Source organism: Candidatus Hydrogenedentota bacterium (assembly GCA_019695095.1).
Taxonomy (GTDB): Bacteria; Hydrogenedentota; Hydrogenedentia; order Hydrogenedentales; family SLHB01; genus JAIBAQ01.
Window position 1 is genome coordinate 1 of the sequence record JAIBAQ010000158.1, and the last position, 13599, is coordinate 13599.

General features: G+C 57.8%; 9 protein-coding genes. All 9 read left to right on the forward strand.

Going from position 1 to position 13599, the window contains the following annotated elements; all coding sequences use genetic code 11:
• Positions 1-732: 732 nt before the first annotated feature.
• The 9 genes from K1Y02_20015 (at position 733) to K1Y02_20055 (ending at position 13170) form a co-directional block, all read left to right on the forward strand.
• On the forward strand, positions 733-1602 hold the full coding sequence (locus K1Y02_20015) for a hypothetical protein (protein ID MBX7258658.1): 870 nt from the start codon (positions 733-735) through the stop codon (positions 1600-1602).
• Between the two features lie 744 nt (positions 1603-2346).
• Positions 2347-2667, forward strand: coding sequence for a hypothetical protein (locus tag K1Y02_20020; protein MBX7258659.1), 321 nt, complete (start codon positions 2347-2349; stop codon positions 2665-2667).
• Between the two features lie 55 nt (positions 2668-2722).
• Positions 2723-3724, forward strand: coding sequence for a dihydroxyacetone kinase subunit DhaK (locus K1Y02_20025; protein ID MBX7258660.1), 1002 nt, complete (start codon positions 2723-2725; stop codon positions 3722-3724).
• A 19-nt stretch (positions 3725-3743) separates the two neighbouring features.
• The gene (gene dhaL, locus K1Y02_20030) at positions 3744-4391 is read left to right on the forward strand and encodes a dihydroxyacetone kinase subunit L (protein ID MBX7258661.1); all 648 of its coding nucleotides are present in this window, start codon (positions 3744-3746) and stop codon (positions 4389-4391) included.
• Complete coding sequence (gene lsrF / locus K1Y02_20035; protein ID MBX7258662.1) at positions 4384-5268, forward strand: 3-hydroxy-5-phosphonooxypentane-2,4-dione thiolase; 885 nt, start codon at positions 4384-4386, stop codon at positions 5266-5268. The genes dhaL and lsrF overlap by 8 nt, the downstream gene beginning before the upstream one ends.
• Before the next feature lie 137 nt (positions 5269-5405).
• Positions 5406-5972: a hypothetical protein gene (locus tag K1Y02_20040; protein ID MBX7258663.1), complete on the forward strand. Its 567-nt coding sequence runs from the start codon at positions 5406-5408 to the stop codon at positions 5970-5972.
• A gap of 84 nt (positions 5973-6056) precedes the next feature.
• Complete coding sequence (locus K1Y02_20045; GenBank protein MBX7258664.1) at positions 6057-10121, forward strand: SUMF1/EgtB/PvdO family nonheme iron enzyme; 4065 nt, start codon at positions 6057-6059, stop codon at positions 10119-10121.
• Between the two features lie 22 nt (positions 10122-10143).
• On the forward strand, positions 10144-11997 hold the full coding sequence (locus K1Y02_20050; GenBank protein ID MBX7258665.1) for a cell surface protein: 1854 nt from the start codon (positions 10144-10146) through the stop codon (positions 11995-11997).
• A 45-nt stretch (positions 11998-12042) separates the two neighbouring features.
• The gene (locus K1Y02_20055) at positions 12043-13170 is read left to right on the forward strand and encodes a hypothetical protein (GenBank protein ID MBX7258666.1); all 1128 of its coding nucleotides are present in this window, start codon (positions 12043-12045) and stop codon (positions 13168-13170) included.
• The last annotated feature ends 429 nt before the right edge of the window (positions 13171-13599 follow it).

Here is a 13599-nt window from a genome sequence, read left to right on the forward strand (position 1 = left end):
TAAGAGTGGCGCGGTCGGGAGACCGCGCCACAGCGAGGGGATATGCGCGAGTTCGTTGCACTGCGAGGGGGGCCACGGACCTACACGGACGGGCACGTGATGGAGACCTGCGGTCGTAAGAGTGGCGCGGTCGGGAGACCGCGCCACAGCGAGGAGGACTCCGCCGGAAGCGGACGAAGGATCTGGCTTCGACAGGACACTCAGTAGACTTCGAGGCGATCGATTCACGATCGCCTAGCATTATGGATTGCGCGACGTAAAATGTTGCGTTACTATACCAACAATGTCACGCATCCGATCTTGGTGTCACGGTGAACGAATGACACGTCTACCAAGTCCTTGAAATCGTGCGCGGTGACCCATTGCGGCCTGCGAACGGATCCGGTACTGTCGAATGAGACTCCCGCCAGGGCCGTTGCTGACGACTGGATCCTATGGCTTCGCAACGAGGACGACGAACATGACGTCACCCGTATCCGGCGACAAACTCACATGGGCAGACCGTGGGGCGCGCCCGCATTCCTCACGCGGCTGGAAGCCCTCCTTAGCCGCAGCCTCAAACCGGGCCAGCGCGGCAGGTAGCGGAAATCGCCGAACAGCGGAAAAGAAGGGGGTAGAAGTAGTCCCTCTGTTACTCCCCAGTGGATCGCGCGTGCGTTCCGAGGAATCCACTCTAATGCTAATTGTGACTGTCGAAAGAGTTGGGAATAACAATAAAGACGAGGAAAAAGTATGAGCGATACGCCAACGCAAGAACCCGCTTGCACGACGAAGCTGGAGAGCATCGACCGCAAATTGGACAAATTGCAGTACAAGGATTGGTTCCTGGAACTGACGAAGCTAGTCGTTCCAGTCTTGACTGCACTAATTGCGGCGGTGGCGGCCGGTGCTGGCACCTACTTTTCCTTCTCAGCAAAGCAGGCGGAGCTTTCTGACCAGCGCCTGTACAATGCCATAGATTGGTCGTACGATAAGAAGATTAGTCCTGAGACAGTCGACAAGCTCCGGGCCGCTGCAGAGGCAATGGGTTTGACAATGGAGAATTCACCACTTCTCCGATTGATGGTGGCACTAGCGGAAAAAGATGATGTTGTTGTAGCCAATCTAACAGCAACCACGATCAATGAGAATCCGGCCGCGGCGGAGTCGTTCGTTAAGAGTGTATCGGAAATAAGTCCGGCTGCTGCTGAAGGCGTTCGACAGGGAATTGCGGATTCTAAGCTTCCAGAGGAAACCAAACTAACTCTGACCGATGAAGCTCACTTCTCGGAGCTGCTTGATGCTATCGAACATTCCCCCGACAGATTAACTGCCTCTGTTGAACTTCGAAGCTGGCAAGAATTCCCCGGTTTTGTTGAAAGGCTTATCAAGGCGTGCGATGGCAAAGTACAAGCAGAAACTGAATACGGTATCAACGTCAGACTGATCAACACGATGGATATCCTCAGACGTTGTGACGCCGACGTGCTCATAAAGAATGAAACCATCATTCGTAGTTGGCTAGAAAGAGATGTTTTGGGAAAAGTAGGACCCAATACAACAGTGATTGCCAAGAGCCTACAAAGACGTCTCGATGAGGCCACGAAAGCAAATGTTCAGTGAACACATGCGCTAAACTCATTGCCAATCGACTCAGCCTTATTTAGCCGAAGCGTGACTCCCTCAAAATCCAATCGCACGCATGCAAAGTATTGAGCATCAAGAAAAGCGGTAACCTGCGTTCCGTGACCGCTGCCATTCAGTCCCGCTGGAATATAGGGACATCCATGATAGGTACATGTCAAAATGCCAAGAAGGCGTTTGGCATGCATGCCCGCAAGCGGCAGGCCTTTTCTCTTTAAGTCGTCTACTACACGTGATTAAGGCGGGCGTGGGACCGGACGTGCCGAGAATTCCGGGAGAGTTACCACCAAGACACCAAGACACCAAGAAGAAAATGGAGAAGCGACAGTGAAGATATCCAAGTCCTCACGACGCGGTGGCGTGGTCTCATGATCCGCCGCGGCGGACCACGTACACGACCGGTCTCCAGTTTGTGTCGCGAAGCTTCGTTCGCGTTAGGAAAGACTGAGAGCCACCTCATTCAACTCCCATCATGTGCATCCTGGGTATCCCTGTTAAAGAATGGACTTACGGCTTTGTCTTTGCGTTTTCTGACTTCAAGGCAAAGGGGAATGTCGCCAGGATCTGACATCAGACCAAACGACCCCATTCTCGTCTTCTTGTCACTTGGGTGACATTCGGGTTCCGGACCTGAAATGTGTATAATCCAGTGGGCGGTATGGGTCCGGGGGTGGACTGTGCCGCGCGAGATGAATCGTTTTTCACCAGTAAGGGGGCAATTCCATGGCATCCGCTCAATTTCACCATTTTGGCGTGCCGACGAACGTTAAGAGCGACGGCGAAACGTATATCGATGGGGCAAAGGTCTATGTGACCAATCCCGAAGCGCATCCGTACCGGGTGGAGTTTCTGCGCTTCGATGCCGACAGCCCAATGCCAAAAGACGTGTGCTCGCAACCGCATGCCGCGTTCATCGTGCCGTCGCTGGATAAGGCGCTTGAGGGACAGAACGTGATCATCCCTCCGTTCGACGCGACGGACAAGCTGCGTTGCGCGTTCATCAAGGACGGGGCCGCGATTATCGAGTTGATGGAAAACCGCTAGGATCGCTGGCTGCGTTTCCTGGTTAGAGGAATTAGGGAGTCAAGGGGGGATACTCATGGCTATGAAGAAGTTTGTGAACGCTCCGGAAAACCTCGTACCGGAGTTGCTTGATGGCTTTGTTCTGGCGAATCAGAGCAAGGTTCAATTGACGGGCAGCAATCTGGTCGTGCGGAAGAATCCGAAGCCTGCCAATAAGGTCGCGGTGGTCACCATGGGCGGCAGCGGTCATGAACCGGCGCTCAGCGGATTCGTGGGCGACGGCATGCTCGACATCAGCGTACCCGGCGAGATTTTTGCCGCGCCTGGCCCGCCCCGTGTGATGGAGGCCTTGCGCGCCGCGAATCGCGATGCGGGCGTCTTGTTTGTGGTGTTGAACCACGCGGGTGACGTCATGTCGGCGAACATCGCGATGGGCATGGCGAAGAAGGAAGGCCTCAACGTCAAGCAGATCCTCACGCACGAAGACATTTCGGGCGGACCTCGTGAAAACCCCGATGAACGCCGCGGCTTAGTCGGTTGCCTACTCGTGATTAAGGTCGCGGGCGCGGCGGCGGAACAGGGCCGCTCGTTGGACGAGTGCCTCGCCATCGCCGAGAAGATGGAGCGCAACTCGGCGACCCTCGCGGTTGCCGTTTCCGGCGCGACGCATCCGAGCACAGGCGACGTTATCGCCGAAGTCCCCGATGGCATGATGGTCGTCGGCATGGGGCAGCACGGCGAAGCAGGCGGCGGCACGCAAAGCCTAAGGACCGCCGATGAGACGGCCGACATTATGCTTCCGACCCTCTTGGACGATCTTAAGATCGTCGCCGGAGAAGAAGTGCTGGTGATGCTGAACGGTGTCGGCGCAACGACGCTCATGGAGATGTACTTGGTCCTGCGCCGCGTGAAACAGATCCTCGACGAGAAGGGCGTCACGCTGGCGCGCGCGTTGGTAGGCGAATTCCTGACCGTGCAGGAGATGGGCGGTTTTCAGATGTGCGTTGCGCGGCTTGACGACGAACTCAAGGCCCTGTGGGATGCACCCTGCAACGCACCCGCGCTAGTCGTCCGGTAAATCGAGCACGGGAGCGACGATGATGATTTCGACGATCGGATACGAGGAAATGGTCCGAATGCTTCGCGGCGCCGTGTCGCAGATTCGCGACAACCACGAAATGCTGTCGAAGCTGGATTCCGTGGGCGGCGACGGCGATCACGGCACGACGATGCTTCGCGCCATGACCCACCTGGAACAGGCCGTGGACTCCTGCGCGTCGCACGACGTCAAGACTTTGCTGAATGACGTCGGCTGGGCAATTATGGGCGTCGACGGAGGCGCAACGGGCCCCTTGCTTGGGACCTTCTTCATGTCCACGGGAGAAGGGCTGAGCGACAGCGCGTCACTCGATGCCCCTGCATTGCTCGCGGCGTTTGCTGCGGGTCTCGCCGGTGTCCAGGCACAGACGAAGGCGAAAGTGGGGGACAAGACCATGATCGATGCGCTCGTCCCCGCAGTAGAAGCGTTGCGCGCGGCGGTGGAGGCCGGGTCCGGCGTGACCGATGCCTTGCGTGCCGCCGCGGATGGCGCCGCACAGGGAGCGGCTTCGACGAAAGAGATGCAGGCCCGTTTCGGTAGGGCAAAGAACATCAAAGAACAAAGCATAGGAACACAAGATCCCGGCGCGACCTCGGTGTCGCTCATCTTTCGCGGATTCTTGAAAGGAGTAGAAAGCAATGCCTGAAGCACAACCGGCCAATGCCGCCGAGGAAAAGAGCTACGCAGTCGATGTCCCCATGGAAACGCCCGGGTTCTTTTTGAAAGGTTCCGCGCACCTGTATTGGGGAATGAAGAATCGCCTTTCGCAAATCTTCAACCCGAAGACCGGCCGCACCGTTATGCTTGCCTTCGACCACGGCTACATCATGGGACCGACGACGGGTCTTGAGCGGATCGATCTGGTCGTTCCCCCGCTAATCCCCTACGTGGATTGCCTCATGTGCGCAAGGGGTGCTCTGCGCGCCTGCGTCGGCCCCGAGGTGCGCAAACCGGTCGTCATGCGTTGCAGCACCGGCGCCACCGTATTGAAAGAACTCAGCAACGAAGTCATCGGCGTAACGGTAGAAGAGGCATTGGCGCTGAATGCCGCCGCCATTACCACACAGGTCTGTATCGGCGCGGAGTACGAGAAGGAGACTCTGGCCAATCTTTCCTACCTTATCAATGAAGGTAATCGGTACGGACTTCCCACGCTCGGCGTCACGGCTGTGGGCAAAGAGATGGTTCGCGATTCGCGTTACCTCGGATTGGCCTGCCGCGTAATTGCGGAACTCGGCGCACACTTCGTGAAGACGTACTTCTGCGAGCCCGGGTTCGACGAAGTCGTGGCGGGATGCCCGGTGCCCATCGTCATCGCGGGCGGCAAGAAGCTCCCCGAACTCGACGCGCTTAAGATGGCCTTCAAGGCCGTCGACCAAGGTGCTCTGGGCGTCGACATGGGACGAAACATCTTCGGGGCGGAAGACCCTTCGGCCATGGCGCAAGCCGTGGGCGCAGTGGTTCACAAGCTGGAAAAACCCGAGCAAGCTTTCGCACTCTACAACGACCTCAAAGGTAAGTAGGCAACGGCGCAATGCACGGAAAGGAGCCTATAGAGATGGATATCAGCAGACGTACGGTCCTCGGCGGTCTCGTCGCGGGCGTGGCAAGCACAGGTATTGCAGGCATCGCCGGCGCCGCGGAACAGAAAGCAGGAAGTATGAAACCGCTTCGAAATGAAGACTTCTACACCGACGGAAAGTTCAACGTTGCCGCGGCCAAAGAGGCCTACTACGAGATGATGCGGCACTTCAACTATCCCATCTACGACCGTTTGAAGACAGAGGAGTTCTGGGCGATCGATTTTGGCTTGGGCAAGTTCACCGAGGTCGGCATGGCCGGCATCTTCTGGATGAACAACAAGGAACACAACTATTTCGGGCACGAGATCTATTTGCTTCCGGGACAGATGATTCCGGAGCACAAGCATGTGAAGACCACTGACGCGGGACCAAAGCTGGAGGGTTGGCAACCTCGCTACGGCTGGATCTACATCTACGGAGAAGGGACTCCGACTCCCGGCGTGGAGGCCCGCATTCCCTCGTCTCACAAAGACTGCGCCGTTGCCCGCACGGAGAAGAAACTCATGCCCGGAGAAGTGGGCATGTTGGCAGGTCCAGAACAATGGCATTGGATGTACGCGCCCGAAGGCGCTATTGTCACGGAGTACGCGACCTATCACGATGGCGCCGGTCTGCGGTTCAGCCATCCACAAGTTAAATTCTAGCTGTGAATTCGCCGCCGTGGAGGGAGTCCCACCTCCACGGCGGGCACGACCAAGAATAGGGACGTTCGATCCGGGGGGAATTCTATGCAGACCCGCAAGTTACGAAACGTAACCATGGTTGCTTTGGCCGCAGTGTGTGTTACGTTCTGTGCATTCGGACAGGAAGAAATCGCCGATCAACTCTACGAAAAGGGCCCGACCTTCCAGGCCACGGTGCTTCAGACGCACGCGAAATACGATGCATGGAAGAAGAGCCAGCCTAAAGACGGGGCCCCTGTACTTGGGCCTTGGTACATAACCGCTCCGCTAAAGGCCAGTGCCTTCAGCGATTCGTTCTTTCCGGAGCAGGGAATCGACCTCGGAGCGAAGAGCCCGGAAGGTCAACCGCTTTGGACCCAGTGCGACATGGACTTGTGGGCCGATGGCAAAATCCACGACCTGCGTTCCGATGGCAGCTCCAGCGCGACGTATCTCTATCGCACCATCACGTCACCGAAAGCCTTGTCGGTCGTCGCAGGAATCGGCAGCGACGACGGCGTAGAGCTATGGCTCAACGGCGCTAAAGTACACTCCAATGAAGTCGCTCGCGCCACAAATCCCGAGGAGGACAAAGTTTCGCTTGCCTTGAACGCCGGCGAGAATGCCCTCCTCATGAAGGTTTACAACATTGGCGGAGGCTATTCTTACTATTTCACGCTGTCGAACGATCCGGCTTACTCAATCTGGAAACGGATCGCCGCAGATTTCCCCAGTGAGTTCGCTTGGATTCAACGCGACTTGCCACGTCACAGCTACGTAAAGCTATTCAACGGGTCTGACATTCCGGGCGAGTACAAGCGAACCATCACGACAGTTGCCCGCGGCACTGACAAACTCAAGGACCCGCTGCTGGCCGAATTGGAGACGCTGGACAAAGGGGGCGCCTCAATAGACGATTCGCGTTGGCTGGACTTGTATTTGAAGGCATGTAAGATTCGGGATGCCGCCGCGATCTTGAAGCCAATCGACTTGGCCGCCATGCGCCGCAGCGTAGAGTTCCTGGCACAGGAATATCCCTCGAAATACACCAAGTCCGCCTCGTACCTGGAACGGATTAAAGCCTATGACGAAGGCATGGCCGAACTGCTGACTACCATGGTCAGCGACCCGGACCGCGCGCGTCAGACGGTAGAAGAGATTGTAGCGTTTCAGCGTGAAGTCTTGTTGGATAATCCGCTCCTCGACTTCGACCAGATGTTGATCGTCAAACGTGCGGAGAACAGCCTGGGGTTGCCGCAGAACTGGCAAGGCAACTGTGCAATTTCCTCTCGTGGTTATGACAACGAAATTGCCACTCTGTCGCCCTTACGGCCCGACGGCGAATTGAAGACCTTGTACAAGCCCGAGGCTGGTGCATTTGTCGGCGACATCGATCTCCACTTCGATGCGAACAAGATGCTCTTCTCCATGCCCGGCAGCAATGGGCGCTGGCAGATCTGGGAAATGGGCGCCGACGGAACGAACCTCCGTCAAGTGACGCCCGGCGTCGAACCCGACGTCGATAACTACGACGCCTGTTACCTGCCCGATGAGCGCATCATGTTCGCATCCACGCGCTGCTTCCAAGGCGTACCGTGCGTCGGCGGAAGCAACACCGTCGCAAACCTGTGCCGCATGGATCAGGACGGCCAAAACATCCGCCAGCTTTGCTTCGACCAAGACCACAATTGGTGTCCTACCGTTCTGAACAACGGACGCTTAATGTATAGCCGTTGGGAGTACTCGGATACGCCACACTACTTCAGCCGGCTCCTCTTCCACATGAACCCGGACGGCACGAATCAAGTCGCTTACTACGGCAGCAATTCGTACTGGCCCAACTCCATCTTCTATGCGCGCCCCATCCCCGGAAGCCCTTCCGCGGTAGTTGCGATCGTGTCGGGGCACCACGGTGTTCCGCGCATGGGCGAGTTGGTAGTTATCGATCCTGGCAAGAGCCGTTTCGAGAGCAGCGGCGTCGTTCAGCGAATTCCCGGTTACGGCGAAAAGGTCGAACCGAAAATCATGGATACGCTGGTCGACGAGGTTTGGCCGAAATTCCTGCACCCGTATCCGCTGAGCGACAAATACTTCCTCGTGTCATGCAAGATCAATCCAGAATCGCCTTGGAGCATCTATCTCGTTGACATTTTCAACAATATGATTCCGCTCAAGACGCTGCCCGGCTTTTCGCTTTTCGAGCCCGTACCTTTCCGTGCGACACCGCGTCCCCCGGTCATTCCCGATCGCGTGAAACCGGAACAATCCGATGCAACGGTGTATGTCGCCGACGTCTACAAGGGACAAGGCCTGAAGGGAGTCCCCCGCGGCACCGTCAAGAGCATGCGTCTCTTCGAGATTTACTACACCTATCCCCAGATGGGCGGTCACATTAATATCGGCGTTGAAGGCCCATGGGATGTTCATCGTATTCTGGGAACTGTCCCCGTATACGACGATGGTTCCGCGTACTTCACCGTACCTGCCAATATACCTATCGCGCTTCAGCCTCTGGACGCCGAAGGCCGCGCGCTGCAGGTAATGCGGAGCTGGTTTGTAGGAATGCCCGGCGAAGCTGTTTCGTGCATCGGTTGCCACGAACAGCAGAACATGACGCCGCCGGCCTCGCCGACCTTGGCATCGCGTCGCGCTCCCGATGCCATCGCGCCGTGGAACGGTCCCGCGCGCGGGTTCAGTTTCAAGCGCGATGTACAGCCCATGCTCGACAAGTACTGTGTCGGGTGCCACAACGGAACAGAGCGCTCGGACGGCAAGGCGATACCGGATCTCTCTCGCAAAGAGAAGAATGGCTGGAGCAATTTCACTCCGTCGTATCTTGCGTTGCATCCCTACGTGCGCAGACCCGGACCCGAGAGCGACTATCACATGCCTACGCCCACCGAATTCCACGCAAGTACCAGCGAGCTTATACAGATGCTGGAAAAGGGTCACCACGGTGTGAAACTGGACGCTGATGCATGGCAACGGCTCTATACGTGGATCGACCTGAATGTACCCGACCACGGCACTTGGTCGGAGCAGGCGACGATCCCCGGCAACTTCCATCAGCGCCGGCTTGAAATGAGGACTCAATTCGCGGGACGTCCTGAGGATCCTGAGGTTATCCCGGAGATGCCTCAAGACTTGGGTCCCGCCGTTATGCCGGCGGCTTCGACGCCGGCACAGCCCGATGGTCTCGCGTGCAATGGGTGGCCGTTTGACACAGCCACGGCAAAGGCCTTGCAGGCCTCGACAGGCGGCCAAGGCAGACGCATGATCGCCCTCGGCAACGGGGTGAACATGGAATTAGCCCTGATTCCAGCCGGCGAGTTCGTGATGGGGAGTGAAAACGGCAGCGCCGATGAAATGCCGCGCACCGTCGTCAAGATTGACACTCCGTTCTGGATGGGCGTCACCGAGGTTACGAACGCCCAGTTCCATCAGTTCAATCCCGCTCACGACAACGGCGTCGTCGACCAACACAACAAAGACCACACTACCCCCGGTTATCCGACGCAAGATCCCAACTTCCCTGTCATCCGCGTGACGTGGGAGGAGGCGCGGACATTCTGCAACTGGATCGCGGGCCGCGTAGGCGAACCGTGTACCTTGCCCACCGAAGCTCAATGGGAATGGGCATGCCGCGCGGGCGCGGAAACGCCGTTCTGGTATGGCACGATGGACGCGGATTTCTCCACGTGCGCGAACCTGGCCGATGCGGCCATCCGTTTGTTGGCAGTGGCCGGCATCAACCCGCAACCCATTCAGAATCCTTCTCCCTACGAAGACTTCCTTCCGAAAGACAGCCGCTTTAACGACGGATGCCGCATCGTGACTGGCGTGGCGGCGTACCAACCCAATGCCTGGGGCTTGTACGACATGCACGGCAATGTGGCTGAATGGACTTCGTCCACGTATAAGCCGTATCCCTACGCGGCGGCGGATGGGAGGGAGGATGCCGATCTTTCCGCGAAGAAGGTCGTACGAGGCGGGTCGTGGATTGACAGGCCCTTTAGAGCCAGTTCATCGTTCCGATTGGCGTACGAGGCATGGCGTCCCGTGCACAATGTCGGATTCCGCGTGATCATTCCAGTATCCAACACAACCAAGACCGCAAAACGTGAACCCTGAAGAGGTAGGCAGATAAATGATTATGAATAGAATTCGGAAAATGGAATGCCATCTCTTCATGGCGTTCGCTTTGGCCCTGACATCGCTGATGGGGGCAACCCGCTCTGAAGCTGAGGCATTCAGCGCTCCAATCGCTCTCGTTGCCGACGCCAGCGCCGAACACGTGTATGTCGCAGAATGCAACAGCAACACGATCGCCGTGCTGAATCTCGCGAAAGGAACAGTCGCTGGTAAGATCGCATTGCCGGAATCACCCTCCGGATTGGCCCTGTCGCAGGATGGCACTGTGCTCTATGTCACGAACGGGACGCCTGCCGGAAAGGTCTTGTGCGTCAAGATCGCCAACAGCGAGATTCTTAACGCGATCGCGGTGGGACACACCCCGGGTGCGCCCGTGATTAGCCCCGATGGTAAGACCTTGTATGTCTGCAATCGGTACAACAACGATGTCTCGGTTCTCAATATCGCAGAGGGGAAGGAGATTGCCCGTGTACGGGCCGTGCGGGAACCGTCCGCTGCGGTCATCACCCCGGACGGCAAATCGCTGTTCGTCGCCAATCTGCTTCCTGCGGGGCCTGCCGATGGCGATTTTATTGCCGCAGCAGTAACGGTAATCGACACGGCCTCCAATCAAGTTCGCGCTACTACCTTACTTCCCAACGGAAGTTCTGGCGTCCGTGGAATCTGCGTTTCCGCGGATGGCAAGTATGTCTATGTCGCTCACATCCTTGCGCGTTATCAATTGCCGACCACGCAGCTTGAACGCGGTTGGATGAACACCAATGCATTGACCATTCTCGACGCGGCTTCCGGCGCCGCCGTCAACACCGTGCTGCTGGACGACGTGGAGTTGGGCGCGGCCAATCCATGGGGTGTGGCCTGTTCAGCAGACGGGAAGTACGTTTGCGTGGCGCACGCGGGAACACACGAAATCAGCGTTATCGATCGCGCGGCCCTGCACACGAAACTGGACAAAGTGGCCGCTGGCGAACATGTCAGCGAAGTTTCGACTACGCCCGCCGACGTGCCCAATGACCTGTCCTTCTTGACCGGAATGAGGCGCAGGTTAAGTCTGGACGGCCTTGGTCCACGTGCCCTGCTCGTGCTCGGGCACTCCGCCGTAACGGCCGAGTACTTCTCGGATACCGTCGAAATCGTCGATATAGCCAAAGACCCGGCGCCATCGACAAAGAGCATCGCTTTGTCGCAAGGCGCGGAGACCACGCCGCAACGCCAGGGCGAGATGCTTTTTAACGATGCGCGCATGTGCTTTCAGCATTGGCAAAGCTGCGCGAGTTGTCACCCCGATGCTCGTGCAGACGGCCTCAACTGGGACTTGCTGAATGACGGAATTGGCAATCCCAAGAACACCAAAAACATGCTCTTCACGCACAGCACGCCTCCCGTCATGAGCCGCGGCGTTCGTGAAACCGCCGAGCAGGCAGTGCGCTCTGGGATGAAGTTCATCCAGTTCGCCGTGCGCCCCGAGGAAGATGCCGTCAAGATCGACCTCTATCTGAAGTCGCTCAAACCGGTCCCGAGCCCGCTGCTGGAGAACGGCGAACTCAGCTCGGCGGCGCAACGTGGCAAGGACATCTTCACCAAAGCAGCGTGCAACACCTGCCATGCCGGCGTTCTGTACACCGATTTGAAGGAGTATGAAGTTGGAACGGGGAAAGGCATGGACGAAGGCAAGCCCTTCGACACGCCGAGCCTCAATGAAGTGTGGCGCACGGCTCCGTACCTGAGCGATGGCCGCGCCGCGACCATGCTTGAGGTACTCACAAAATTCAATCCTGACGGCAAACACGGTGCTACTCAGGGCCTGACCGAAACCGAATTGAGCGAGTTGGCAGCCTATATCCTTTCCCTATAACGCAAGAATTTCCGCGGTCCGCCGAGGCCGTGTTTGGGAGTCGAGATGAGTCAGTGTGACCGCGAATCTGTAGTGCCAGTTCACCACGAGGAACACAAGGGGGTCCAGGTGGCGGCCTCCTCGTACGATACATGCAGCGACATGTTTGTTCTTGCCATTCCCTGTAACGGGGAGTCCGATGAGAAGGTGTTCGAAAAAGCCGCCGCCACAGTCCGGGCCCTCGGCGCAAGCGTGGTCTCGGCGGATGTCTTTGGAATCTCGGGAAAGAAAGCGCCGCACCTTGTCGAATCGCTGCAATCCTCGACCATTCCCACTACATGGGTGGAGGAAGGCTGCGACAATCCTGAACCACTGCGTGGACTCCATCTCTACGCCGTCACGGGCACGACCGTCGATCCGGTCGTTGTCGACGATCGCCCCGTGGGCAGCACGTACGACATCGACGGCATTCGGTACTGCCGCCTCGGAGGTCTTCTTACACGGGATCCTTCCGCCTCGCGCGGTGACCAGACAAAAGAAATCCTCGAGTTGATGTCCGCGGCCCTCACCACGCTTGGGATGGATTTCTATAACGTCATCCGGACGTGGTTCTACAACTACCGCATGCTCGATTGGTACGATGACTTCAACGCCGTACGCACGGCATTTTTCCGCAAGTACAAGGTATTTGACGGCATCGTGCCCGCGAGTACATGCATCGGGGGACACAACATCGCAGGCGCGGCACTGACGGCGGGCCTCCTCGCCGCGAAAGCGCCGCAGTGCGAGACCATCTCAACTATGGTCAATTCGCCGCTGCAATGCCCGGCGCCGCAATACGGGAGTTCGTTCAGCCGGGCCGTCGAGCTGAGCACGGAACGCATCAGGCGCTTGTTTGTTTCAGGCACGGCCAGTATCGCGCCCGACGGCAAGAGCACGCACATCGGTGACATCGATGCCCAAATCGCGCTCACGTTCGACGTCGTGTCCGCTATCCTCGAATCGCGTGACATGACGTGGGATGACACTACGCGAGCGATTGCGTATTTCAAAAAACGTGAGGATGCTCCTCGCCTTAAGGCGTACCTGGCGTCGCGGGGCATGGGGGAGCTGCCTTTCCTAATCACAAACAACGACATCTGTCGCGACGACCTGCTTTTCGAAATCGAGATGGATGCTACCGCCCCAATTTGAGGGCACGCTCCAGGTCCCTCTATTCCTCAAGATCGCAAAGAAGTTGGGCATTGGGGAAGTAAGTTGTTGAGCGGGTGCGAGTTGGCCGTGGTTTGCGGATTTGCCTGGATGTGATTCGGTTATCCGCGCCGCGCTGGCGAGCGCTGCTCTACTGAATCGCAGACGAGGGCGGCTGCGCCATAAGATGCGGCATCCCGAGCAAGCGCTGGGGGACGCCCGGAGTGCCGACAGGTGTGTCGGCGGAGAGCAAGCGCTACAGAGACATGGGGCCAGGCGCGAATATGGTGTTCCGCGCACGGCGCGAGAGGTTTAAGCCAGATTCCTCGTCCGCCTGGGGCGGACTCGGAATGACAAGAGGGAAGAGGCGCGCGGCGTGGACCCATACGTCACAAACCCTGCATGAGCCGACTTGCCGAAACGCGGCCCCGG